This is a genomic window from Nocardiopsis sp. iso_238, assembly GCF_056173325.1.
The window spans coordinates 4398512-4422456 of the sequence record NZ_CM149668.1 but is presented as its reverse complement, the minus strand read 5'-3'; the positions used below and the strand labels follow the sequence as shown (position 1 = coordinate 4422456).

The 23945-nt window shown below is 71.3% G+C and carries 22 protein-coding genes; 15 read left to right on the top strand and 7 right to left on the bottom strand.

Features of this window, described 5'->3' with window-relative positions:
• Positions 1 to 390: 390 nt before the first annotated feature.
• The 5 genes from AC0VYL_RS19985 (at position 391) to egtD (ending at position 5939) form a co-directional block, all read left to right on the top strand.
• Positions 391 to 1317 (top strand): arylamine N-acetyltransferase family protein, encoded by a 927-nt coding sequence (locus AC0VYL_RS19985; protein ID WP_475481110.1) that lies wholly within the window; start codon positions 391 to 393, stop codon positions 1315 to 1317.
• A 212-nt stretch (positions 1318 to 1529) separates the two neighbouring features.
• Entirely contained in the window at positions 1530 to 2828 is a 1299-nt protein-coding gene (gene egtA / locus AC0VYL_RS19980) for an ergothioneine biosynthesis glutamate--cysteine ligase EgtA (protein WP_475481109.1), read from the top strand.
• On the top strand, positions 2825 to 4168 hold the full coding sequence (gene egtB / locus AC0VYL_RS19975; RefSeq protein ID WP_475481108.1) for an ergothioneine biosynthesis protein EgtB: 1344 nt from the start codon (positions 2825 to 2827) through the stop codon (positions 4166 to 4168). Before egtA ends, egtB begins: the two co-directional genes overlap by 4 nt.
• Entirely contained in the window at positions 4168 to 4902 is a 735-nt protein-coding gene (gene egtC / locus AC0VYL_RS19970) for an ergothioneine biosynthesis protein EgtC (RefSeq protein ID WP_475454962.1), read from the top strand. The genes egtB and egtC overlap by 1 nt, the downstream gene beginning before the upstream one ends.
• Before the next feature lie 65 nt (positions 4903 to 4967).
• On the top strand, positions 4968 to 5939 hold the full coding sequence (gene egtD, locus AC0VYL_RS19965; protein ID WP_475454960.1) for an L-histidine N(alpha)-methyltransferase: 972 nt from the start codon (positions 4968 to 4970) through the stop codon (positions 5937 to 5939).
• A gap of 3 nt (positions 5940 to 5942) precedes the next feature.
• On the opposite strand, the gene AC0VYL_RS19960 is transcribed toward egtD, so the two are convergent.
• Positions 5943 to 6644 (bottom strand): VIT1/CCC1 transporter family protein, encoded by a 702-nt coding sequence (locus AC0VYL_RS19960; protein ID WP_475454958.1) that lies wholly within the window; start codon positions 6642 to 6644, stop codon positions 5943 to 5945.
• Positions 6645 to 6713: 69 nt separating this feature from the next.
• Here AC0VYL_RS19960 and dapB point away from each other — a divergent pair, with 69 nt between their 5' ends.
• On the top strand, positions 6714 to 7457 hold the full coding sequence (gene dapB / locus AC0VYL_RS19955; RefSeq protein WP_475483546.1) for a 4-hydroxy-tetrahydrodipicolinate reductase: 744 nt from the start codon (positions 6714 to 6716) through the stop codon (positions 7455 to 7457).
• A 332-nt stretch (positions 7458 to 7789) separates the two neighbouring features.
• Here the strand turns inward: dapB and AC0VYL_RS19950 are convergent, their stop codons facing one another.
• The 4 genes from AC0VYL_RS19950 to AC0VYL_RS19935 form a co-directional block, all read right to left on the bottom strand.
• Positions 7790 to 8470, bottom strand: a complete 681-nt coding sequence (locus tag AC0VYL_RS19950) for a class I SAM-dependent DNA methyltransferase (protein ID WP_475454954.1) — start codon at positions 8468 to 8470, stop codon at positions 7790 to 7792.
• Positions 8471 to 8528: 58 nt separating this feature from the next.
• Positions 8529 to 9020, bottom strand: a complete 492-nt coding sequence (locus AC0VYL_RS19945; RefSeq protein WP_475454952.1) for an NUDIX domain-containing protein — start codon at positions 9018 to 9020, stop codon at positions 8529 to 8531.
• A gap of 18 nt (positions 9021 to 9038) precedes the next feature.
• A complete protein-coding gene (locus AC0VYL_RS19940) occupies positions 9039 to 9911 on the bottom strand; it encodes a 1,4-dihydroxy-2-naphthoate polyprenyltransferase (RefSeq protein ID WP_475481107.1) in 873 nt (290 codons plus the stop codon).
• Positions 9912 to 10002: 91 nt separating this feature from the next.
• A complete protein-coding gene (locus AC0VYL_RS19935; protein WP_475454948.1) occupies positions 10003 to 10557 on the bottom strand; it encodes an N-acetyltransferase family protein in 555 nt (184 codons plus the stop codon).
• A gap of 118 nt (positions 10558 to 10675) precedes the next feature.
• On the opposite strand from AC0VYL_RS19935, the gene AC0VYL_RS19930 reads away from it, so the two are divergent.
• From AC0VYL_RS19930 to AC0VYL_RS19890, 9 genes are all read left to right on the top strand, one after another.
• A complete protein-coding gene (locus AC0VYL_RS19930) occupies positions 10676 to 11056 on the top strand; it encodes a phage holin family protein (RefSeq protein ID WP_475454946.1) in 381 nt (126 codons plus the stop codon).
• A gap of 418 nt (positions 11057 to 11474) precedes the next feature.
• Positions 11475 to 12446: a 4-hydroxy-tetrahydrodipicolinate synthase gene (gene dapA, locus AC0VYL_RS19925; RefSeq protein WP_475454944.1), complete on the top strand. Its 972-nt coding sequence runs from the start codon at positions 11475 to 11477 to the stop codon at positions 12444 to 12446.
• The gene (locus AC0VYL_RS19920) at positions 12443 to 14128 is read left to right on the top strand and encodes a ribonuclease J (RefSeq protein WP_475454942.1); all 1686 of its coding nucleotides are present in this window, start codon (positions 12443 to 12445) and stop codon (positions 14126 to 14128) included. Before dapA ends, AC0VYL_RS19920 begins: the two co-directional genes overlap by 4 nt.
• A 382-nt stretch (positions 14129 to 14510) precedes the next feature.
• A complete protein-coding gene (locus AC0VYL_RS19915; RefSeq protein ID WP_475454940.1) occupies positions 14511 to 17000 on the top strand; it encodes a DNA translocase FtsK in 2490 nt (829 codons plus the stop codon).
• Between the two features lie 133 nt (positions 17001 to 17133).
• A complete protein-coding gene (locus tag AC0VYL_RS19910; RefSeq protein ID WP_475481106.1) occupies positions 17134 to 18276 on the top strand; it encodes a helix-turn-helix domain-containing protein in 1143 nt (380 codons plus the stop codon).
• Positions 18277 to 18471: 195 nt separating this feature from the next.
• Complete coding sequence (gene rimO, locus AC0VYL_RS19905; RefSeq protein ID WP_475454936.1) at positions 18472 to 19905, top strand: 30S ribosomal protein S12 methylthiotransferase RimO; 1434 nt, start codon at positions 18472 to 18474, stop codon at positions 19903 to 19905.
• On the top strand, positions 19902 to 20513 hold the full coding sequence (gene pgsA / locus AC0VYL_RS19900; RefSeq protein ID WP_475454934.1) for a CDP-diacylglycerol--glycerol-3-phosphate 3-phosphatidyltransferase: 612 nt from the start codon (positions 19902 to 19904) through the stop codon (positions 20511 to 20513). Before rimO ends, pgsA begins: the two co-directional genes overlap by 4 nt.
• A gap of 4 nt (positions 20514 to 20517) precedes the next feature.
• Positions 20518 to 21051, top strand: a complete 534-nt coding sequence (locus AC0VYL_RS19895; RefSeq protein ID WP_475481105.1) for a CinA family protein — start codon at positions 20518 to 20520, stop codon at positions 21049 to 21051.
• Between the two features lie 159 nt (positions 21052 to 21210).
• Positions 21211 to 21567 (top strand): helix-turn-helix domain-containing protein, encoded by a 357-nt coding sequence (locus AC0VYL_RS19890; RefSeq protein WP_378737065.1) that lies wholly within the window; start codon positions 21211 to 21213, stop codon positions 21565 to 21567.
• A 118-nt stretch (positions 21568 to 21685) separates the two neighbouring features.
• On the opposite strand, the gene AC0VYL_RS19885 is transcribed toward AC0VYL_RS19890, so the two are convergent.
• On the bottom strand, positions 21686 to 22150 hold the full coding sequence (locus AC0VYL_RS19885; protein ID WP_026129576.1) for an RrF2 family transcriptional regulator: 465 nt from the start codon (positions 22148 to 22150) through the stop codon (positions 21686 to 21688).
• A gap of 244 nt (positions 22151 to 22394) precedes the next feature.
• Positions 22395 to 23864, bottom strand: coding sequence for a glycoside hydrolase family 3 protein (locus AC0VYL_RS19880; protein ID WP_475454929.1), 1470 nt, complete (start codon positions 23862 to 23864; stop codon positions 22395 to 22397).
• Positions 23865 to 23945: the final 81 nt, after the last annotated feature.

Genomic DNA, 23945 nt, shown 5'->3' with positions numbered 1-23945 from the left:
CGGGTGCCATGCGGATGAAGAGGAGGGCTTCCACACGGGTGACGGAGTCCGCGCGTGGTGCGCGGGTGCAGTGGCGGTGTCAGCTCGGTCCGTTGTCTCACGCGGGGCCGGGTGTGTCCGCAAGGAGCGGTCAGGAGAGTCGGGCACGCGCGGCTGCCAGGGGCCATGTACGCCCCCGCACGGGCCGTCCGGGGCGCGCGTGGTGCGCAGACGCCGTGAGGAGAAGGGCCGCTCGTGGCGCGCGGGTGCCGTTCGGACCACGGCCCCTCGATCGCGGACGCCCCTGAGATCCGTACCAGTTCTCCCCTGCCCCACGGCACCTCCGGGGCGGGGAGAACGGCGCTGGCCACGTGCCGGAACAGTCCCGGCACGGGTGTCGTTGGCACGGACATGTCGACCAACGAACACCCCGCACGGCCCGTCCCCCTGGCGGAACCGGGTCCGGCGCCAGCGCCCGAACCGGCCCTCACCGACCGCGACCTCTGGCACGGCGCCGACCTCGACCTGGACGCCTACCTGGCGCGCCTGGGCCTGTCCGGGGACCTGCCGCCGACCCTGGACACCCTCACCGCCGTGCACCGGGCCCACCTGGCGGCCATCCCCTTCGAGAACCTCCAGCTGCTCCTGGGGCGCCCCGTCCCGCTGGACGTCCCCGCGCTGACGGACAAGATGGTCCACCACCGGCGGGGTGGCTACTGCTACGAGCAGAACCTGCTCCTGGCCGCCGCCCTGGACCGTCTGGGGTTCAGCGTGACCGCCTTCGCCGCCCGGGTTCTGATGGGCGGCGACGGCCGCCCCCGGCCCTCCACGCACGCCCTCCTGCGGGTCCGGGTGGACGGTGAGCCCTGGTTGGCCGACGTCGGCTTCGGCGGCGGGGGCCTCGTGGAACCCCTCCGGTTCGCGGACGGGCAGCAGGTCTCGCAGGGCGGTTGGAACCTGCGGCTGGACCGGGTGTCGGAGATCGGTGACGAGGAGTGGCTGCTGCGCGGATTCGACGGTCGGCGCTGGCGGAACCTGTACTCCTTCGCCGCCGCGGGGGTGCTCCCGCAGGACTACGCGGTGTTCAGCCACTACCTCACGACCCACCCGCGGTCGCCCTTCCGCAACCGTCTGATGGTCGCGCGGACGGTCGGCGGGACCCGGTACGCGCTCAACGACACGACCCTGTCCGTCGAGCGGGTGGACGGCACCGGTGAGACACGGGAGTTGTCCTTGGGAGAGGTGGGAACAGTGTTGCGCGAGGTGTTCGACATCGCCCTTGACCAGGAGGAACGCCAGATCGTTGAAGGTCGGGTGAAGGGGTTCCTGGAGGTCTGAGTCGGGCCCGTGGGCTGTGATCGTCATCACGTTTGATGACGGCGTTGGGGAGGCTCCGTCGCGAACCCCGATGCCAGCGGGTGTGTCATCCACGCGGTGACGCACCCGCGGAACGGGCCCGCGCCGGTCGCCACGATTTGGGGTGATCGCACACGTTCGTGACCGTGAGTGTCGGGGCAGGACCTGTGGGGCGCGACCCAGAGGAGCTGCTCATGGCGCACATGACCACCGAAGACGTCCACGACTACATCAACGGTGTCTGTTTCAAGACCGGACCGCCCGGAAAGGTCGGGGCCGAGACCGAATGGCTCGTCACCGACCCCGAGCACCCCACCGCACCCGTCACCATCGACCGCCTCGCGGAGCTGCTGGAGGCCTGTGGCCCCCCGCCCGCGGGAAGCCGGATCACCTTCGAACCCGGCGGCCAGATCGAGCTCAGCTCGGCGGCCCTTCCCGGCCCGGCGCGCGCCCACGAGGCCCTCGCCCGGGACCTCGACCACATCCGCAAGACCCTCGCGGACGACGGACTGCACCTGGCCGAGACCGCACTCGACCCGGTACGGCCCCCCGTCCGCCAGCTCCGCCTGCCCCGCTACACGGCCATGGCGCGGTTTTTCGCCAACCGCCGCCAGCCCAGCGGGCACACCATGATGTGCAGCACCGCGTCGCTCCAGGTGTGCCTGGACACCGGGGCCGACGCCGCCGACGCCGGAGCCCGCTGGGAACTCGCGCACCGGCTCGGACCCGTCCTGGTGGCGGCCTTCGCCAACTCCGCCGTGTGGCGCGGACGGCCCACCGGCTGGAAGTCCACCCGCTGGGCCATCTGGGCGGCCACCGACGGCACCCGCACCCGCCCGGCCCTGGAGTCCCACACCCACCCCGACCCCGCCACCGCGTGGGCCGAGTACGCCCTCGGCGCCAACCTCCTGGCCGTACCGGAGGTCCCCGGCGGGGGAGGGGAGTGGACGGCGGACCCCGGCATCACCCTGGCCGACTGGATCGACGGGCGCGGAGCCCGCCCCGTCACCCTGGCCGACCTGGAGTTCCACCTGTCCACGCTCTTCCCGCCCGTGCGCCCGCGCGGTTGGTGGGAACTGCGGATGATCGACGCCCTGCCGCTCGACTGGTGGCCGGTGCCGGTTGCGCTCGCCGCCGCGCTGTTCGACGAACCCCGCGCCCGCGCCGTCGCGGAGGAGGCCACCGAGCGCCTGTGCCGGGGCCGCTTCCCCGACCCCGCGCTGTGGCGGCGCTCGGCCAGCCTGGGACCGGCCGACCCCGAGATCGACGCCTGCGCGCGGATCTGCTTCGACGCCGCCGTGGAGGCGCTGCCGAGGATGGGCGCGGCCGGGCTCGCCCACCTGGTGGACGCCTACGCGGACCGGTACGTCCGGCGCGGCCGGTGCCCGGCCGACGGCGCGCTCGGGGCACTGGTGCCCGAACCGCGTACCGAGGCCGGGACCCGGGAAAGCCACGGCGGCGTCCGCGCCGCGCGAGGGGGAGACACGTCATGAGTCGGGAACAGGACCGCGCCAAGGAGCGCATCGCCGCCGAACTGGACCGGAGCAGACGCCGCAGCAACGGGCTGACCCTGGACGCCCTGGACGAGGCGGACCTGCTCGCCCAGCACTCCCCGCTGATGTCCCCGCTGGTGTGGGACCTGGCGCACATCGGCAACTACGAGGAGCAGTGGCTGCTGAGAGCCGCCGGGGGACGCGAGGCGCTGCGCCCCGACATCGACGGCCTGTACGACGCCTTCGAGAACCCCCGGGCCGACCGGGTCGCCCTGCCCCTGCTGCGGCCGGAGGAGGCCCGCCAGTACAACGACCGGGTACGCCGGGAGGTCCTGGACGCCCTCGACTCCGTCGAACTGGAGACGGTCCCCGCTCCCCGGAGCCCGGGGGAGCGGTCCCTGCTGGAGGCGGGGTTCGTGTTCCACATGGTGATCCAGCACGAGCACATGCACGACGAGACCATGCTCGCCACCCACCAGCTCCGCCGGGGCGCCCCCGTACTGCTGGAGGAGGAGAGCGGGACACCGCGGCCGAGCCCGCCCCCGGCCGAGGAGGTCCTGGTCCCGGCCGGGCCCTTCACCATGGGCACCGACGACGACCCCTGGTCCTACGACAACGAGCGCTCCGCCCACACCGTGGACCTGGACGCCTACTGGATCGACACCGACCCGGTCACCAACGGCGCCTACCTGCGGTTCGTCGCGGACGGCGGCTACCAGGACCCCCGCTGGTGGTCCGAGGAGGGATGGGAGTGGCGGCAGCGGCGCGACGCCGTGGCCCCGGCCTTCTGGACGCAGGACGGCGACGGCTGGGCCCGGCGCCGCTTCGGACGGGTCGAGGAGGTCCCGCCGGACCAGCCCGTCCAGCACGTGTCCTTCCACGAGGCCCAGGCGTACGCCCGCTGGGCGGGGAAACGCCTGCCCACCGAGGCCGAGTGGGAGAAGGCCGCCCGCTTCGACCCCGCCAGCGGACGCTCGCGGCGCTTCCCCTGGGGCGACGAGGAGCCCACCGGCGGCCACGCCAACCTCGGCCAGCGGGCGCTCGGCCCGCACCCCGTCGGCAGCCACCCGGAGGGGGTATCGCCCCTGGGGGTGCGGCACCTGATCGGTGACGTGTGGGAGTGGACCTCCACCACCTTCCACGGCTACCCCGGGTTCACCGCGTTCCCCTACCGCGAGTACTCGGAGGTCTTCTTCGACAGCGGGTACAAGGTCCTGCGCGGAGGATCCTGGGCCACCCACCCCACTGCGGTCCGTTCCACCTTCCGCAACTGGGACCACCCGATCCGGCGGCAGATCTTCAGCGGGTTCCGCTGCGCGCGCGACGCGGGCCGCGCCTGATGTGCCGACACCTCGCCTACCTGGGGCCGCCGCGTACGGTGCACGAACTGCTGTACGCGGCGCCCCACTCGCTGCACGTCCAGTCCTGGGCCCCGCGACAGCAGCGGTACGGGACGGTCAACGCCGACGGCTTCGGTGTCGGCTGGTACCCGGAGGGGGCCGAAACCCGACCGCTCCGCTACCGGCGGGCCATGCCGATCTGGGGTGACTCCTCCTTCGCGGACGCGGCCCGGTCCATCAGCTCCGGCTGCGTGGTCGCCGCGGTCCGCGACGCCACCGTCGGCTTCGGGTCGGAGGAGTCCGGGGCGCAGCCCTTCCGCGCCGACCGCCTGCTGTTCAGCCACAACGGGGCCGCCCGGGACGACCAGGCGCTCCTGGCCGGCCTGTCGGCGCCCTTCCCGGCAGACGCCCTGGACGCCCGCGCGCCGGTGGACTCCGCTCCGCTGTTCGCGCACGCCGTCCGGGCCTGGCGGGCTTCCCGGGACCTCGCCGAGGCGCTGGTCTCGGTGGTCCACCGAGCGAGGGAACTCTCCGAGGGGCGGTACAACCTGCTGGCCAGCGACGGCGAGGTGATCGTCGGGACCACGGCGGGGGACACCCTCTACACCCTGCGCCGAGAGGGCGCCTGGCTGGCCTCCGAGCCCTTCGACGACGGGCGCGGCTGGCGGCAGGTCCCGGAGAACTCCGTGGTCGTGGCCACCCGCGAGCGCACCGACATCCACCCGCTCGGCTGATCCCGGGGCGCGCCCCGCTGGTTTCACCCGCCCCGGGTACATCCGTAAGGGACACAGGAGGCACCATGTTCCGGATTGACCGCAACCTGACCGCTGACGAGCTCGACAAGGCGCTGCGCACCGACGTCGCGGAGGGCCTCACCGCGCGGCCCAAACAACTGCCGCCCAAGTGGTTCTACGACGAACGCGGCAGCGGGCTCTTCGAGGACATCACGCGGCTTCCGGAGTACTACCCGACCCGGGCCGAGCGCTCCATCCTGGAGACGCACGCCGACGACATCGCGGAGGCGGCCGGGGCGGTCGCCCTGATCGAGCTCGGATCCGGTTCCGGGGTCAAGACCCGGCTGCTCCTGGACGCCATGCGCCGCCAGGGCGACCTGACCCGGTTCGTGCCCGTGGACGTCAGCGGGGAGTTCCTCGCCGCCTCGGCGCGTCCGGTCGCGGACGACTACCCCGGCCTGGACGTACACGCCGTCGTCGGGGACTTCGAGCACCACCTGGGCCTGCTGCCGGTCAGCGAGAGCGGCCGTCAGCTCCTCGCGGTCCTGGGATCGACCATCGGCAACCAGGAACCCGGACCGCGCGCCTCCTTCCTGCGCGACATCCACGACGTGCTGCACCCGGGGGACTCCCTGCTGCTCGGCGCCGACCTGGTCAAGGACCCGGACCGCCTGGTGGCCGCCTACGACGACTCCCAGGGGGTGACCGCCGCCTTCAACCGCAACGTGCTCTCGGTGATCAACCAGCAGCTGGGCGGTGACTTCGACCCCACCGCCTTCGAGCACCTGGCGGTGTGGAACGCCCGGTGCGAGTGGATCGAGATGCGCCTGCGGGCCCGCTCCGACCAGCACGTGCGCGTCGCGGACCTCGACCTGGAGGTGGACTTCTCCGAGGGCGAGGAGATGCGCACGGAGATCTCCGCCAAGTTCCGCCGTGAAGGACTCTCCGCCGAACTCGACGCCGCGGGGTTCGACCTCACCCACTGGTGGACCGACGCCGAGGGGGACTTCGCGCTCACCCTGGCCACCGTGCGCTGAACGTCAGGCCGCCGCCACGCCGATCAGCGTGCCGACCGTGTACGTCACCAGCATCGCGAACGACCCGCCGAGCACGCACCGCACCGCCGCCCGCACCGGCAGGGCGCCGCCCATCCGCGCGCTGACCGCCCCCAGCAGGCCCGTGGCCACCAGCACCGCGACCACCGTCACCGCCAGACGCCAGGAGTCGGGGCTCAGCAGCATGGCCGACAGCGGGATCATCGCGCCCAGCAGGAAGGAGAACATGCTCGCGAAGGCGGCCTGCCACGGATTGGCCCGGTAGCGGTTCAGACCCAGCTCCACCTCCACGTGGGCGCTGAGGGCGTCGTGTTCGGTGAGCTCCCTGGCGACCTCGCGGGACAGCTTCTCGCTGAGGCCGCGCTCCCGGTACATCCCGGCCAGCTCCTCCAGCTCACCCGCCGGGTCGTCGGAGAGCTCCCGCCGCTCCCTGGCGATCGCCGCCCTCTCGGTGTCCCGTTGCGTGCTCACCGAGACGTACTCGCCCGCCGCCATGGACAGCGCGCCCGCCAGGGTCCCGGCCACACCCGCGACCAGCAGGGTGTCCCGCTCGGGCGTGGCGCCCGCCACGCCCACCACGAGACCCGCAGTGGAGACGATGCCGTCGTTGGCGCCCAGGACCGCCGCCCGGAGCCCGTTCAACAGCGATCCCAGCCGCTTCTGCGAGTGCTCCGAGTTCGGTTCCATGGGGTCAGAGTGACACGTGTGACGCGCCCCGACCCGCCCCACCACGCCGAACTCCGCTACGCTCGTGCCGTGTTCAAGGTAGGAGTTTTCGGCGCCGATGGGCGCATGGGGTCAGAGGTCGTCAAGGCGGTTCAGGCCGCCGACGACATGGAACTCGTCGCGGGCGTGGACAGCGCCGCCGACCGTGATGCGGTGCTGGGGGCCGACTACGTCGTCGACTTCACGCACCCCGACGTGGTGATGGACAACCTCGCGTGGTTGATCGACCACGGGATCCACGCCGTCGTCGGGACGAGCGGTTTCGACGAGGCCCGTCTGGCGAAGGTGCGCGCCCTCCAGGAGGCCAAGCCCGGGGCGAAGGTGCTCATCGCGCCCAACTTCGGCATCGCCGCCGTCCTGATGATGCACTTCGCGAAGAAGGCCGCGCCCTACTTCGACTCCACGGAGATCATCGAGCTGCACCACCCGAACAAGGCCGACGCCCCCAGCGGTACGGCCTACCGGACCGCCGAGCTGGTGGCCGAGGCCCGCCGCGAGGCCGGGACCCAGCCGATGCCCGACGCCACCACCTCGGAGATCCCCGGTGCCCGTGGCGCCGACGTCGAGGGCGTCCGCGTGCACGCGCTGCGCATCCAGGGCCTGATCGCCCACCAGGAAGTGGTGTTCGGCACCGACGGCGAGACCCTGAAGATCCGCCACGACTCCATGAACCGCACCTCGTTCATGCCCGGTGTCCTTCTCGGCGTCCGCAGGACCGCTGATCTTCCCGAGCCCCTCACCCTGGGCCTGGAGCCGCTCCTCGGCCTGGACTAGCCATCTGAGACAACGAGGGGGACCGCCACAAGGCGGTCCCCCTCAGTCATGTCCCATCCCCGCAACGCGGGGGGCACTCTTGACGTTCAGTGGCCGCGCCGGTGGCCTTGGGACCATCCCCGCGTGCGCGGGGAGCACGCGACGAAAAGGCCCTTAAACACAGCGTTCTTGGGACCATCCCCGCGTGCGCGGGGAGCACACGTGAGCCGTAATGCCGTGGCCCCGGAGGGCGGGACCATCCCCGCGTGCGCGGGGAGCACACTTTTTCACCTGGGAACTTACCGGTGGCAAGGGTCCATTTTTCCAACTTCCCGAGAAACGGATATTTCCGGCTAGGCGCCTCGGCGGCAGGTGAGGAAGATCTGCACCTCGGGGTGGGCGCCCTCGGGGTTGTAGGAGACCACGCGCTCGTCCTCGATGATGAGCCCGGCCCGCTCCACGACCTCTCTCAGCTCGTCGCGGGGGTATCCGGACACCCGGATCTCGTTCCCCAGGAAGGAGATGGGCTGGTCGTCCAGGTCCGCCTCGACCATCGACAGGCACACCAGGCCGCCGGGGACCAGCGAGGCGCGTACGCGGCCCAGGGCCTGGGGGATGCGGTCCTTCGGCAGGCACAGCAGGGAGAAGAAGGCCACGATGGCGTCGTACGAGCACTCCACCGGGTCGAGGTCGACGATGTCGGCCTGACGGAACCTCGCCTCCGGGACGTTCTCGCGGGCGAGCGCGATCATCTGCTCGGAGATCTCGAAGCCGGTCACCTGGGCGCCCGAACTGACCAGCTGACGGGCGGTCGGCAGGCCGGTTCCCGAGCCGAGGTCGAGCACCTGTGCGTTCGGTGGCAGCAGGCTCAGCAGCCTGCGAACGCAGTCCTCCTGGCCTTCCTTGTTGGGAAAGGCCTCGTCGTAGCGTTCTCCGATCGTGTCGAACGCGTTCGCCTGGCGGGCGTTGCGTTCGGCCCAGGCCACCGGGTCGGGGGCGAGCTCGAGGGGATCGGTGGGGTGGTCGCTCGGCACGGTTCTCCAAGGGGGTACATAGGCGGGGCAGGCATCGTAACCGGAGCGGCGTCCGCGCTCAGGTCTGCCCAGGCAGGACGGCGTGTCCGTCCTCCAGGTAGACCAGGCCGCCACCCTGGTCGTCCACCGACACGGCCGCCTCCAAACGTCGGGCCGTCCCAGCGGGGAGGTAGTCGGTCAGCCGCGAGGGCGGGACCCATTCCCAGCCGGACAGTTCGTCCGCCTGCAGACGGAAGTCGGTGTGCGGGACCTCCACGCGGAACAGCCACTGGTTGGCGGCCGTGCGGGGCGGTCGGGGCGGTACCCAGTCGACGACGAGCGGGGCCAGCACACGCGCGGTCACACCCAGCTCCTCGGCGATCTCCCGGCGGCAGGCGGCCACGGGGGACTCCTCGGCCTCCATGATCCCGCCGGGGATGCCCCAGGGCCGCTCGGGGTCGTACACGCGCCGTACCAGGAGCACGTCGCCAGCAGCCGAACGGATGAGTCCGCCCGCCGCACCCCGGGTCGCGGGCAGGTTCGCGAAGAAGTCGTCGTCGCTCTGATCCACCCGACGACCCTAACCCGCCTAGCCCAGGGCGAGCGCCACCGAGAACAGCACGCCGAAGGCCATCTGGAGTTTCCCGGTCTCACCCAGGCCCAGCACCAGGTCGCGGCCGACCTGCCCGCCGAGCACCCGGCGCAGCGGGGGCGCCGCCAGAGGCGCGCACAGCAGGACGACCGGCACCCACCAGGACACCGTGGTCAGCACGAGGGCGACCAGGAAGGACGCCACGACCATGCCCGCGTAGAGGCGGCGGGTGCCGGTCTCGCCCAGACGGACGGCCAGGGTGATCTTGCCGGTCTCCCGGTCCGTGGGGATGTCGCGCAGGTTGTTGATCACCAGCACGGAGCAGGAGAGGAGCCCCACCGGCACCGACGCCACCCAGGCCTGCCAGGGCAGCGACCCCATCTGCACGAACACCGTGCCCACCACGGCCACCACGCCGAAGAACACGAACACCGAGACCTCGCCCAGGCCCCGGTACCCGTACGGGGTGTTCCCGCCGGTGTAGTACCAGGCGGCGGCGATGGCGGCCGCGCCGATCAGCAGGAGCCACCACGAGCTGGTCGCCACCAGGACCAGCCCGATGACACCGGCGAACGCGAAACTCCCCAGTGCGGCGGCCAGCACCTGCTTCGGAGCCGCCAGCCCGCTCGCGGTCAGCCGCGTGGGCCCGGTGCGCTCCTCGGTGTCGGTGCCCTTGACCCCGTCGCTGTAGTCGTTGGCGAAGTTCACGCCCACCTGGAGCGCCATGGACACCACCAGGGCCAGCAGCGCCTTCCACCACACGAACCCGTCCAGGGAGAAGGCCAGCGCGGTACCGACCGCCACCGGGACGATCGAGTTCGGAAGCGTGCGGGGGCGCAGCCCCGAGACCCATTCACTGACCGTGGCCACGCGCCGGTCCTCCAGATTCGAGACGGTGGCGCGCCCTGGGGGCGCGCCGGACAACTACCCAACGGTAGTGCCTGGCCGACGCGCCGCCGAACTACTCGGACACGGCCGCGTGCAACCGCACCATCGGAAGCAGGCGACCCATGTCGATCTCCCGCCGGGCACCGTCCGCGCGCCACCCCGAGGCCTCGAAGAACGACCGCAGCGCGTTCTCCTCCTCCGGGACCCACACGTGCACCGTGCCGAACCCGCCCTCCACCAGGTGGTCCACGCACGCGTTCACCAGACGGCTGCCGTGCCCCTCCCGCACCCGCTCCGGGTCCACGTGCAGCGCGAACACCTCCGCGTCCTTGGCGGGCCACAGGTCCGGGTCCCCACCCGGGCCGAACGCCGCGAACCCGACGACCGTGCGCACCCCGCCGTCCTCGTCGGTGGCCACCACCAGCCGGTGCTTCGAGGTGGGCGGCGACTCCAACGCCGCCGTCCACTGCTCACGGAAGCTCTCACGGGCCTGGTCGCCCGAGAGCTCCGCCGCCACCTCCTCGGGCAACAGCTCCCCGTACACCGACCGCCACGACGCGACCTGGAGGTCCACCACCCTGTCCACGTCGGCGGCACGGGCGGGACGGACGAACTGCGCACTGGACACGAGGGGGCCTCTCGGTTGGTTCCGGAACCCGGCGGGCGCGGGTGTGCGACACGCCGGACGCGAAGATCACCCACGCCGGAGTTTCCGGACCTTGCACCGGCATGGGAACATCTACGTTGTGAGCCTCATTATCAGAGTTATCGCGAACGCGCTGGCCCTTTGGGCCGCTGTCCTCCTCGTCGACGGGATCGACGTCACGGCGCAGGACACCGCCGGTCAGATCGTCGTCTACCTCGTGGTCGGCGCGATCTTCGGTGTGGTCAACGCGGTCATCAAACCGATCGTCAAGACGGTCGGCTGCCTGTTCTACGCCCTCACCCTCGGGCTGATCGGGCTCGTGGTGAACGCGCTGCTGTTCATGCTCACCGAGTGGATCGCCGGGCTGTTCAACGTCCCGTTCCACGTGGACGGATTCTGGCCCGCCTTCTGGGGCGCCATCGTCGTCACCATCGTGAGCTGGGTCGTCAGCATGTTCCTGCCCGACGCCAAGGACGACTGAGACACGCCCGAACGACACCCGCGCGCCGTTCTCCGACCACGGTGACACCGGGCCCCGTCCGAGTGACGAGGGCCCGGTGCGGGTAGGTTCACACTTCCGGGCACCGGTCGAGCGCGTAGGCTCCAGGTGACCTGGTCGGTCACACCCGTGACGGTCCCTCACCTCAACCCACGAGGACGGGGACCGAACCGGACCCGCTCCCGCGCACTCACAGGTGCGAGGACACAACAGACTTTCCCGCTTCCGGTGGCCCGCGTTCACCGGTCGCGGCGACGGACGTTCAACGCCGTCTTCACCCGTTGCACGGAGGAAAGCACCCGGCTCGGGACACACACCCGTTTCACGCACATGGAGAGGAGGAAGGGCAACCCAGGGCCCCGACGCCTTCCGGCTGGGGCCCGAGAGCCTTTCACACACGATGGTGGAACCCAAGAACCGCCCGTTCGGCAAGATGCTGACCGCGATGGTCACCCCGATGCTCGAGGACGGGGAACTCGACTACGACGGCGCCGCCCGGCTCGCCACCTACCTGGTGGACGAGCAGCACAACGACGGACTGGTCATCAGCGGCACGACCGGCGAGTCGCCCACGACCAGCGACGACGAGAAGGACCGTCTGCTGCGCTCGGTGGTCGAGGCCGTCGGTGACCGCGCCCAGATCATCGCGGGGGTCGGCACCAACGACACCCGTCACAGCGTCAAGCTGGCCAGGGCCGCCGAGAAGGCGGGCGCGCACGGCCTGCTGGCCGTCACGCCCTACTACAACAAGCCCCCGCAGGAGGGGCTGATCCGGCACTTCACCGAGATCGCCGACACCACCGACCTGCCGGTCATGCTCTACGACATCCCGCACCGCACCGGGACGCCGATCGCCTCCGAGACCCTGGTCCGGCTGGCCGAGCACCCGCGCATCGTCGCCAACAAGGACGCCAAGGACAACGTCGGCGCCAGCTCCTGGGTCATGGAGCGCACCGACCTGGCCTACTACTGCGGCACGGACATCCTGAACCTGCCGCTGCTGTCGGTCGGCGCGGCCGGTTTCGTGAGCGTCGTCGGCCACATCGTCGGCAGCGACCTCAAGGACATGATCGACGCCTTCGAGGCGGGCGAGGTCGGCCAGGCGCTGGCCATCCACCGCCGCCTCACTCCGGTCTACACCGGCATGTTCCGCACCCAGGGCGTCATCACCACCAAGGCGATCCTGAACCTGTTCGGGCTGCCCTCCGGGCCGGTCCGCACTCCGCTCGCGGACGCGTCCTCGGAGCTCCAGGCCCTCCTGCGCGAGGACCTGGCCGCCGCCGGGGTCAAGGGCCCGATCGGGCTCGCCCCGCACCAGGCCGTGCCCGCCAGCGCCGTGCGCGTCGAACGTCTGACGGAGGGTTCCGTATGAGTCACCCGCACCCCGAACTCGGCCCGCCCCCGCCCCAGGGCAAGGGCGTCCTTCGCATCGTCCCGCTCGGCGGACTCGGTGAGATCGGCCGCAACATGACGGTCTTCGAGTACGGCGGCCGTCTGCTCATCGTCGACTGCGGCGTGCTCTTCCCGGAGGAGGAGCAGCCCGGCGTCGACCTGATCCTGCCGGACTTCGACTACATCCGGGACCGTCTCGACGACATCGAGGCGATCGTGCTCACCCACGGGCACGAGGACCACATCGGCGGCGTGCCGTTCCTGTTGCGCGAGCGGGCCGACATCCCGATCGTCGGTTCCAAGCTCACCCTGGCGCTGATCAGCGCCAAGCTCGGAGAGCACCGGATCAAGCCGGAGACCGTCCTGGTGGAGGAGGGGGAGCGCCACGACTTCGGCCCCTTCAACCTGGAGTTCTTCGCGGTCAACCACTCCATCCCGGACGCACTCGCCGTGGGCATCCGCACGCCCGGCGGCACGGTACTGCACACGGGCGACTTCAAGATGGACCAGCTGCCGCTGGACAGCCGCCTCACCGACCTGGCCGGGTTCGCCCGCTTCGGTGACGAGGGCGTGGACATCCTGCTGTCGGACTCCACCAACGCCGAGCAGCCCGGGTTCGTGGTCAACGAGCGCAACCTGACCGAGGCCATCGACAAGGTGTTCCGGCAGGCGAAGAAGCGCATCGTCGTGGCCTGCTTCGCCTCGCACGTGCACCGCGTCCAGCAGGTCATCGACTCCGCGACCGCGCACGGCCGCAAGATCGCGTTCGTGGGCCGCTCCATGGTCCGCAACATGAACATCGCGCGCGACCTGGGCTACCTGAGCATCCCCGGCGACACCATCGTCGACGTCAAGCAGCTCGACAAGATGCCCGCCGACGAGGTCGTGCTGATCTGCACCGGCTCCCAGGGCGAGCCCATGGCGGCGCTGAGCCGCATGGCCAACCGGGACCACCAGATCCGCATCGAGGAGGGCGACACCATCCTGCTCGCCTCGTCGCTCATCCCGGGCAACGAGAACTCGGTCAACCGGGTCATCAACGGCCTGACCCGCTGGGGCGCCAAGGTCGTGCACAAGGGCAACGCGCTCGTGCACGTGTCCGGCCACGCCTCCGCGGGTGAGCTGCTGTACGTGCTCAACATGGTGCGTCCGCGCAACTTCATGCCGGTGCACGGCGAGTGGCGGCACATGCGCGCCCACGCCGACCTGGCCAAGCTCACGGGCGTGCCGAGCGACCGCATCGTCATCGCCGAGGACGGCGTGGTCGTGGACGTCCACAAGAACCGCGCCAAGATCGTCGGCGCGGTGCAGGCCGGGTACGTCTACGTGGACGGCTCCTCGGTCGGGGACGTCACCGACGCCGCACTGAAGGACCGCCGCATCCTGGGCGAGGAGGGCTTCATCTCCGTCGTCGTCGCGGTGGACTCCAACTCCGGGAAGATCCTCGGTGACCCCGAGATCCACACCCGGGGCGCGGGCATGGGCGCCGAGGCCTACGACGACGTCATCGACAAGATCCAGGACGCCCTGGACAAGGCGGCCGCCGACGGCGTCAACGACCCGCACCAGCTGCGTCAGCTCATCCGCCGCAGCACGGGACGCTGGGTCAACGAGACCTACCGCCGACGTCCCATGATCATCCCCGTCCTGGTCGAGGTCTGACCGTAGGGGAAGCAGGGACACGGCCCGGGAACGTACGCGTTCCCGGGCCATATTTTCTTGGGCCTCCGCTTCGCTTCGGCCCGTGTTCGGGCGCCCGGAAGGCCAGGGATTCTTCATCCTCGTCTACGCCTGGCTCGTTCCTCGGTGGCGGCTTGACTCGTCTTGCAGAACCCTGGCGGCGCCCGAACGCAAGCACCCCCCTGGTAGCCAAGGCCCCAGGCGGGACACGATTGGGGCTGGGGCGGAGCGGAAGTGTGGAAAGCCGGGACACGCCGTGCCCCCTGGATGATTCGGGCTGGACGGCTTAGTAGGCTTCCCGCCGTGCCGGGTCGCTGTGCCCGCACCTCGGAATCGACCCCGTCCCCGGTGGAGGTGACCCCCGATGGCCACGCGTGCCTCCTCAGGTGGTGCTGGGCGCAAGAAGCCCGCCGCGCGCAAACCCGCGGCGAAGAAGCGCATGCCCGACGGGCCCATCGCCTACGTGGTCACTCTCTTCGGCCAGTTCCTCCTGGTGATGTGGAAGCTCGTCGCGCACACCGTGGGCGGGGCGGCCCGGGCGGTCGGCCGCAGTGCCCGCGGCCTCGACCCCGACCTGCGGCGCGACGGCGCCGGGTTGATCCTGCTGGCCCTGGGCATCCTGGTCGCCGCAGCGGTGTGGTGGCAGAGCGAGGGCCCCCTCCTGGAGGCCACCCGCTTCGTGGTGGTCGGCGGCGTCGGCACCTTCTCCCCGATCCTGCCGCTGCTCTTCCTGCCCATCGCGGTCAAGCTGATGCGCACCCCGAGCACCAGCAAGGAGGGTGACGCAGGACGGCTGTTCATCGGGGTCACCTCGATCATGCTCGGCCTGCTCGGGCTCATCCACATCGCCCACGGCATCCCGCAGCCCGCGGACGGCATAGAGGGGCTCCAGGAGGCGGGCGGTGTCGTCGGCTTCGTCGCCTCCGGCCCGCTCAGCGCCGTGGTCACCCCCTGGCTCACCGGCCTGCTGCTGGCCCTGATCCTGATCTTCGGCATCCTCGTGGTGACCGCCACCCCCATCCGCCGCATCCCGGACCGCCTCCAGACCCTGTTCGGCGCCCTCATGGAGCGCGACACCGGACCCGACTCCGGGATCGGCCTCCTCGGCGCGGACCCGGAGAAGCCCGCCAAGCCGCGCAAGCGCAGGCCGAAGGCGCGGACCTCCGAGGCCGAGACCGTCGCGGGGGACCACGAGCGTCCCTACGACAGCCCGGTCCTGCCCAGCGAACCCGAGTCGGGGTCGATCGCCCCCGCCCTCACCGACGAGGAGGAGGCGGAGGCCGCGGCGGCGAAGAAGCCCGCCCGCAAGAAGGCCAAGGCCCCGGTCCCCGACCCCACGCCGGCTCCGGTCACCACCGAGCAGCTCTCCATCCCCTCCCGTGTGGTCGAGGGCGACTACGAGCTGCCCGCGCCGACCATGCTCAAGCCGGGCACGCCGGTCAAGCCCCGCACACAGGCCAACGACGACGTCGTCGCGGCCCTGAGCGGGGTCATGGAGCAGTTCAAGATCGACGCCGAGGTCACCGGGTTCACCCGGGGACCGACGGTCACCCGGTACGAGATCGAGCTCGGCCCCGCGGTGAAGGTCGAGAAGGTCACCGCGCTCTCCAAGAACATCTCGCTCGCGGTCAAGAGCGCCGACGTGCGCATCCAGTCGCCCATCCCCGGCAAGTCCGCGATCGGGGTGGAGATCCCCAACACGGACAAGGACATAGTGAGTCTGGGCGACGTCCTGCGCTCCCCGGCGGCCACCTCGGACGACCACCCCATGCTGGTGGGCCTGGGCAAGGACGTCGAGGGCAGCAACGTCGTGGCCAACCTCGCCAAGATGCCGCACGTGCTGGTCGCCGGTGCCACCGGCGCCGGTAAGTCCACCTGCATCAACGGGCTCATCACCTCGTTGATGATGCGTGCCACCCCCGACGAGGTCCGCATGATCCTGGTCGACCCCAAGCGGGTCGAGCTGACCATGTACGAGGGCATCCCCCACCTGATCACGCCCATCATCACCAACCCGAAGAAGGCCGCCGAGGCCCTCCAGTGGGTGGTGGGGGAGATGGACCGGCGCTACGACGACCTCGCCGCCTCCGGGTACCGGCACGTCGACGACTTCAACGCCGCCGTGCGCACCGGGGAGCTCACGGCCCCGCTGGGCAGCGAACGCGTCTACGAGCCCTACCCCTACCTCCTGGTGATCGTCGACGAGCTGGCCGACCTCATGATGGTCGCCCCCCGCGACGTCGAGGACGCGGTCGTGCGCATCACCCAGCTGGCCCGTGCCGCGGGCATCCACCTGGTCCTGGCCACCCAGCGCCCCAGCGTCGACGTGGTCACCGGCCTGATCAAGGCCAACGTTCCCTCCCGGCTGGCCTTCGCGACCTCCAGCCTCGCCGACAGCCGCGTCATCCTCGACCAGCCCGGCGCGGAGAAGCTGGTCGGCAAGGGTGACTCGCTCTTCCTCCCGATGGGCGCGGGCAAGCCCATCCGCCTCCAGAACGCCTGGGTGGGGGAGAAGGAGATCCGGGGGATCGTCGACCACTGCAAGAAGCAGTCCGAGCCCAGCTACCGCGAGGACGTCGCGGTTGTCGACACCAAGAAGAAGGAGATCGACGAGGACATCGGCGACGACATGGACCTGCTGCTCCAGGCGGTCGAGCTGGTCGTCACCACCCAGTTCGGGTCCACGTCGATGCTCCAGCGCAAGCTCAGGGTCGGGTTCGCCAAGGCGGGCCGCCTGATGGACCTCATGGAGAGCCGCGACGTCGTCGGCCCCAGCGAGGGCTCCAAGGCACGCGACGTCCTCGTGCAGCCCGACGAACTCGCCGCCGTACTCACCGACATTCGGGGCGGATGAGACCGACACCACGTCCGTGACGCCCGATTTGGCGCGATCTTGAGCCCTTCATGGGGCGTGGTGACCTGCGTTGTCCGTGTCCTAGTAGCAGAGTGGGTAGACGTAGGCACAGACAGTCGCGGGGGGAGTGCGCATGGCGACGATCGGCCAGACCCTGTCCGCCGCACGGATCGCGGCGGGTTGCTCCTTGGAGAACCTGAGCACACGTACACGCATCCGTATGCAGGTCCTGAGAGGGATCGAGAACGAGGACTTCGTCCCCTGCGGAGGGGACTTCTACGCCCGCGGGCACATCCGGAGGATCTGCAAGCTCTTCGGGTTGGACCCCGCACCGTTGCTGGAGGAGTTCGACAGGGACCACGCCTCGCCTGAGAAGGCCACCTTCATCCCCCCACCCCGGCACCCGTCCGCGAAGCCGAAGGCGGCCAGGGTCGCCGCGGCCCAGGGCGGACGGGCCCACACCAGGACCACCGACGAACACGAGACGCCCCAGGGCGTACCCCGCAGCTTCGGGGACGAGGGAGCCGACCCGGAGCAGCGGGCCGAGAACTGGGGCCACTTCGAACGCAACCAGCGGCTGGCCCGGCCGCCGCAGCGCAACAGACCCCGGGGGGCCCAGTCGGCCGGGGCCAACGCCGGGGCCAACAGAGAGGCCGCCGTGCCGGGACCGCGTCGGCCCGGTCGGCACAGCAGACCGGAGAGCCCGCCGCCGGGCGCCCGGCCGGGCGCGGCCCGAGCCGCCGCGCCCCGCAGCGGGGTCAGCGGCACCAGCACCCGCCGCGCGGAGGCGTTCCGGCGGCACTGGCCCTGGGCCGTGGTCGGACTCATCCTGATCGCCGCCGTGTTCGTGGGCGTACGCACCTGGCAGGGCTGGGACGAGGGCAACCCCGTCCGGACCGCCTTCGAGTCGGCGCGGGCGGGCGGCGAGCAGGGTTCCGACTCGGTGATGCTCCCGGAGGACGCGGCGGTGCCCGTCGAGCGCGCCGAGGCCGTGGAGGAGGACGCCGCCGAGGCGGAGCCGGTCGAGTTCACCGTCTCCATCACCGCCAGCGACCGCAGTTGGATCGAGGTCAGTGAGGCCGACGGCGAGGCGATCTACACCGGGTTCCTCCTGGAGGGCGAGACCCAGGACTACACCACCAGGACGCCGCTGAAACTGTGGGTCGGCAACGCGGGCTCGATCGACGTGGCCGTTGACGGCGAGGACCACGGCCCCAGCGGCGAGATCGGAGAGGTCCGGGAGGTCACCATCGGGGCCGAGGGTCTGGAGGACTGACGGGCTCCCACGGCGCGGCACGGCACCACGTGCGACGAGGCCGGGGTACGGGCGGGTAGGTCATCCACGGTAGTGTGGGGGGCTGCGGGCGGCGACCATCGACGCCTTCGTGCGACAGCACGACCCGACCGGTACCCCGGCCTTCGGCCGCGCCGCGCCCGCTGCACCCGTAGCTCTCCCACACGCTTGGAAGCCATGTCATCGCGCCGTACTGTCTCACTCGTCACCCTGGGGTGTGCGCGTAACGAGGTCGACTCCGAAGAGCTCGCCGGACGCCTTGCCGCTGGCGGCTGGGACCTCGTCGACGACGACACCAAGGCCGACGTGACCGTCGTCAACACCTGCGGGTTCATCGACGCCGCCAAACAGGACTCCATCGAGACCCTGCTGGAGGCGGCCGAGGGCGGCGGAAAGGTCATCGCCGCCGGCTGCATGGCCGAGCGCTACGGCTCCGAGCTGGCCGACGCCCTCCCCGAGGCCAACGTCATCGGGTTCGACGACTACGCCACCATCACCGACCGTCTCGACGACGTCGTCGCCGGCCGCAAGCTGGCCCCGCACGACCCGCGCGACCGCCGGACCCTGCTGCCGATCAGCCCGGCCGAGCGCGACGCCTCCCAGGTCCACGTGCCCGGGCACGCCGCCTTCACCGACTCCGAGGGCGCCGAGGGCACCGAGCTGCCCTACCGTGCGGCCACCCCGCGCCGCCGCCTGACCGGCGGCCCCGTCGCCAACCTCAAGATCGCCTCCGGCTGTGACAGACGGTGCACCTTCTGCGCCATCCCCGCCTTCCGGGGCGCCTACATCTCCCGGCAGCCCGACGAGATCGTCCGCGAGGCCGAGTGGCTGGCCAGCGAGGGCGTGCGCGAGGTCTTCCTCGTCAGTGAGAACTCCACGTCCTACGGCAAGGACCTGGGCGACGTGCGCGCGCTCGAGAAGCTGCTGCCGCGCCTGGCCGCCGTCGAGGGCCTGGAGCGGGTCCGGGTGAGCTACCTCCAGCCCGCCGAGGTCCGCCCCGGGCTGGTGGACGTGCTCACCGACACCCCCGGCGTGGTGCCCTACTTCGACCTCTCCTTCCAGCACGCCAGCGGCCCGCTGCTGCGCCGCATGCGCCGTTTCGGTGACCGCGAGCGTTTCCTGGAGCTGCTGGAGACCGCCCGCAAGGGCGCCCCGGAGGCCGGTGCGCGCTCCAACTTCATCGTCGGCTTCCCCGGCGAGACGGAGGAGGAGTTCCAGGAGCTGGTGGCCTTCCTCAGCGAGGCCCGCCTGGACGCCATCGGCGTGTTCGGCTACTCCGACGAGGACGGCACCGAGGCCCTGACCCACGAGGGCAAGGTGTCCGAGGAGGTCGTCCAGGAGCGCGTGGACACCCTCAACCGCCTGGCCGAGGAGCTCATGGTCCAGCGGGCCGAGGAGCGGATCGGCACCGAGGTGACCGTCCTGGTGGAGACCGTCCTGGAGGACGGTGCCTACGAGGGCCGCGCCGAGCACCAGGCGCCCGAGGTCGACGGCAGCACCATCCTGTACGGCGAGGGCCTGGCCGTCGGTGACCTCGTGCGCGCCACCGTCATCCAGTCGATGGGGGCCGACCTCGTCGCTGAGCAGGACGGGGAAGCCGCCGACAGATGAGCACCAACGACCCCGCGGCCTCGTCCGCCCCCCAAGCTCCACTGTGGAACATCGCGAACATCCTCACGATGAGCCGCCTGGTCATGGTGCCGGTCTTCGTCTGGTTCATGTTCCTGGACGGGCTCGGCTGGCAGCTCGCCGCGTTCTCCGTCTTCGTGATCGCCGCCATCACGGACCGGGTGGACGGTGAGCTGGCCCGCCGCCGGAACCTGGTCACCGACTTCGGCAAGATCGCCGATCCCATCGCGGACAAGGCGCTGACCGGAGCCGCGCTGATCGTGCTCTCCGTCCAGGGCGACCTGTGGTGGTGGGTCACCATCGCGATCCTGCTCCGCGAGTGGGGGATCACCGCCCTGCGCTTCGCGGTGCTGCGCTACGGCGTCATGCCCGCCAGCAGCGGAGGCAAGCTCAAGACCGTCCTCCAGATCGTGGCGATCAGCATCTACCTGTTCCCGCTGGGGCTGCTGCCCTTCACCGGCGTGTTCACCTGGATCGCGCACGGGGTCATGGCGGCCGCCCTGGCCGTCACCCTCTGGACCGGCCTGACCTACGTGGCCGACGCCGTCCGCCTCGTCCGTGCCAAGGGCGCCGACGGCGGGAAGCAGTAGGGCCGTGGGCCAGGCGGGGGACACCCGGATCGGGGGAGAGGCGCTGGAGGCCGCGCAGGCCGCCCACCGCGCCCTCCTGGAGGCCGGGGCCACCGCCGCCACCGCCGAGTCCCTCACCGGCGGGCTCATCGGCGCGCACCTGACCGCCGTCCCCGGTGCCTCCGCCACCTACCGGGGCGGGGCCGTCACCTACGCCACGGACACCAAGTCCTCCGTCCTGGGCGTCCCCGAGGCGCTGCTGGCCGAGCACGGCGCCGTCCACCCCGACGTCGCCGCCCACATGGCGCGCGGGGCGCGCCGACTCACCGGAGCCGACTTCGGGGTCGCGGTCACGGGCGTGGCCGGGCCCGAACCGCAGGACGGACAGCCCGTCGGCACCGTCTACGCGGCGGTCGCGGGACCGGACTCACACACCCGGGTCGTCCGGTTCAGTTTCACCGGGGATCGTTCGGGTATCCGCCTTGACACGGTCACGGGTGCGCTGAGGCTCCTGGGGGCCGCCGTTCGCGGGGACGTGACGGGAAACACCCGGGCCTGATCCCTCCGGCTGGTCCACCTCCCCCCGGGGTGGGGGAACAAAACCACCCCCGGGTGCGGTTCCCCCTCCAGCGAACAGGACGGCAAGAGGTGCCCGAATCGGGCGTGGGGCAGGTACGGTGTTGTATATGAAGGTCGTTACCGGTGGGAGGGAGCGCGAATGATGGTCCTGCTTCGTCACCTACTTGGTGACGTGCTCAGGCGGCTGCGTCAGCGCCAGGGTCGCACCCTCCGCGAGGTGTCGGCCGATGCACGGGTCTCCCTCGGATACCTGTCCGAGGTCGAACGGGGACAGAAGGAAGCATCTTCCGAATTGCTCTCCTCGATCTGTGGGGCTCTCGGGGTCCCGCTCTCGCAGGTCCTCAGGGAGGTCTCCGACCAGCTGGCACTGGCCGAGCTCCAGGAGGCCGCACTGCTGGGCGACGCGGTCACGACCGACCCCGTTCCCGCGCAGGACCTCGGCATCGCGCCCGTTCCGGACCGTGTTCCCCAGGTCGCAGACATGGCCGGTGTGTGACACCCGGCCCCACCCGCACACGTCAGCGTGGACCGTACGAGTCCTCACTCAGGAAGCCGGTCACCCCTCGGGGTGACCGGCTTCCGGTGTTCTGGGCGGAGCCCCGGCGGGGCGTCCGTCAACGGTGGGTGTGGTTGACCCAGGACTCGGGGTCCTCGGCCAGCACACGCACCTGTTCGGGGAGTTCGTTGGTGACCAGGTGCTGGAGGTTGACCCCCTCCAGGATGGAGCGCTCGCTGGCGCGCAGGGCGATCCACACCTGTTGCAGGCTGCGGGCGGCCCCGTCGTAGTCGACGTGTTCGGGGCGTTCCCCGCGCACGTTGGCGAGCGGTCCGTCGACCGCTCGGATGATGTCGGCGAGGGAGATCTCCGCCGCTGGTCGGGCCAGCCAGTAACCACCGACGGGACCCCGTTGGCTGCGTACCAGACCGGCACGGCGTAGCTGGGTGAGGATGTTCTCTAGGAATTTTCCGGGGATGGCCTGCGCGCGTGCGAGCTGCTCGGCCGTCACCGGACCGTCGCTGGCGACAGCGAGCTCTGCGGCCGCGCGAAGCGCGTAGTCGACCCGGGCTGAAAGGCGCATGCTGTGATTATGCCGTGGTTAGAAGGGCGAATGGGGCACCGGGCGCCGACGAGTGTTGCCAGCGGCCGGGATGCTACACGCCAAGGGTACTTCTCCTACCGACTTTCGGGGACATGGGCGGCGTGCGCCCTCGTGTCGGAACCGGAGAACACCCTCGGCCCGGTCCCTGGTGGAGTGGTGGGGACCGGGCCGAGGCGGAGCGTACGGGGTGGGTACGCCCTGGGAGGGGTCGAGGGCGGGTGGCCTACCGGGCGGCCTCCAGCGCGCCCGTGGCGCCCAGGAGCTCCGCGGCGCTGAGTCCGTTGACGTGCGCGGCGCCGTAGGTGCTCACGTAGGCCCCGCAGGCGGGGCGCCAGATGGGCAGGCCCATCTCGACCACCACGGCCTTCGGGTAGGCGCTGAGCAGGGCGTTCACGAACGCCTGGGCGGTCGGGTACCGGTGCGCGTCGCGCACCACGACGACAAGGTCGCGGCCGGAGGCGGCGGCCAGCACGGCGGCGGGCTCGTCGGTCTCGGGGGAGACCCGCACGGTGTCGCTGAACCAGGGGCCCAGACCCCACGGCACGTCACCGACGGCCACCCCGGCGGGGGCGTCCACCTCGATCACGTACGGGTTCTCCAGCGGCGGGAGGTCCCCGTCCACGCGGACGGCGCGGCGGGCCCCGGTGAGGCCGACCTGCTCGGAGTCCTCCGTGGCGGAGCCGCCCTCGGCGGAGTCCTTGATCCACTGACGCAGCCGGGCGTTGCGGTCGGCCGCCTCCTCCAGGCGCTCACCGGCCAGGCGGCCCTCACGGACGGCCTCCACCAGCGCCGTGCGGACCTGGGCGACCTGGTCCGCGTAGACGAACCGGCCCAGGCACAGCAGGTCGCACCCGGCGGCCACCGCGAGCACGCTGGCCTCGGGGATGCCGATCTCGCCGCTGACCCCGCGCATGTCCATGGCGTCGCTCACCACGACCCCGTCGAACCCGAGCTCTCCGCGCAGCAGGTCGTTGAGCACGGCCTGGTTGAGCGTGGCCGGGCCGTCGCCGCCGCCCAGACCGGGCAGCTCGATGTGCGCGGTCAGGATGGAGCGGACCCCGGCGTCGATGGCGGCCCGGAACGGCAGCAGCTCACGGCGGTGCAGCAGCTCGGCGTCGGCCTCCACACGGGGCAGGGTGTGGTGCGAGTCCTGGGAGGTGGCGCCGTGGCCGGGGAAGTGCTTGGCGCACGCGGCCACCCCGGCCTCCTGGAGACCGCGAACGGAGGCGGCGGCGTGGCGGGCGACCAGCTCGGGGTCGGCCCCGAAGGAACGGGTGCCGATCACCGGGTTGTCGTCCGCGACGTTGACGTCCACCGACGGGGCCAGGTCCAGGTTGAAGCCCAGACCGGAGAGCTGGTGGCCGAGCGCGCGCAGGGTGGCCCGGGTGAGTTCGGGGTCGTCCACCGCGCCCAGGGCGGCGTTGCCGGGGTAGTCACTGCCCCGGGCCTGGCCGATGCGGGTGACGTCGCCGCCCTCCTCGTCGAGGGAGATCAGCGGGGTGTCCGTGGCCTCGCACAGGCTCGCGTTGAGCGCGGTGACCTGCTCGGGGCTCTCCAGGTTGTTGTGGAAGAGACAGACGCCGGAGATCCCGTCCGCCAGCCCGTCCAAGATCCATCGGGGGGCCTGGAGGGACTCGAAGGGCACCAGCAGCGTGGCGTTGGCCAGACGCTCCAGTGTCGGGTCGTGCGGCATGACGAACTCCGTTCGGTGAGCAAGGGTGCCCAGGGGAGGGCAGACGCGTGGCGGGGATGGGGTGGTGTGGCGGCCGGTGGT

Bases quoted from the DNA above. Each gene is read 5' to 3' on its own strand.
- AC0VYL_RS19985 (WP_475481110.1), top strand. From the start codon at position 391: ATGTCGACCAACGAACACCCCGCACGGCCCGTCCCCCTGGCGGAACCG.
- egtA (WP_475481109.1), top strand. From the start codon at position 1,530: ATGGCGCACATGACCACCGAAGACGTCCACGACTACATCAACGGTGTC.
- egtB (WP_475481108.1), top strand. From the start codon at position 2,825: ATGAGTCGGGAACAGGACCGCGCCAAGGAGCGCATCGCCGCCGAACTG.
- egtC (WP_475454962.1), top strand. From the start codon at position 4,168: ATGTGCCGACACCTCGCCTACCTGGGGCCGCCGCGTACGGTGCACGAA.
- egtD (WP_475454960.1), top strand. From the start codon at position 4,968: ATGTTCCGGATTGACCGCAACCTGACCGCTGACGAGCTCGACAAGGCG.
- AC0VYL_RS19960 (WP_475454958.1), bottom strand. From the start codon at position 6,644: ATGGAACCGAACTCGGAGCACTCGCAGAAGCGGCTGGGATCGCTGTTG.
- dapA (WP_475454944.1), top strand. From the start codon at position 11,475: ATGGTGGAACCCAAGAACCGCCCGTTCGGCAAGATGCTGACCGCGATG.
- AC0VYL_RS19920 (WP_475454942.1), top strand. From the start codon at position 12,443: ATGAGTCACCCGCACCCCGAACTCGGCCCGCCCCCGCCCCAGGGCAAG.
- AC0VYL_RS19915 (WP_475454940.1), top strand. From the start codon at position 14,511: ATGGCCACGCGTGCCTCCTCAGGTGGTGCTGGGCGCAAGAAGCCCGCC.
- AC0VYL_RS19910 (WP_475481106.1), top strand. From the start codon at position 17,134: ATGGCGACGATCGGCCAGACCCTGTCCGCCGCACGGATCGCGGCGGGT.
- rimO (WP_475454936.1), top strand. From the start codon at position 18,472: ATGTCATCGCGCCGTACTGTCTCACTCGTCACCCTGGGGTGTGCGCGT.
- pgsA (WP_475454934.1), top strand. From the start codon at position 19,902: ATGAGCACCAACGACCCCGCGGCCTCGTCCGCCCCCCAAGCTCCACTG.
- AC0VYL_RS19890 (WP_378737065.1), top strand. From the start codon at position 21,211: ATGATGGTCCTGCTTCGTCACCTACTTGGTGACGTGCTCAGGCGGCTG.
- AC0VYL_RS19885 (WP_026129576.1), bottom strand. From the start codon at position 22,150: ATGCGCCTTTCAGCCCGGGTCGACTACGCGCTTCGCGCGGCCGCAGAG.
- AC0VYL_RS19880 (WP_475454929.1), bottom strand. From the start codon at position 23,864: ATGCCGCACGACCCGACACTGGAGCGTCTGGCCAACGCCACGCTGCTG.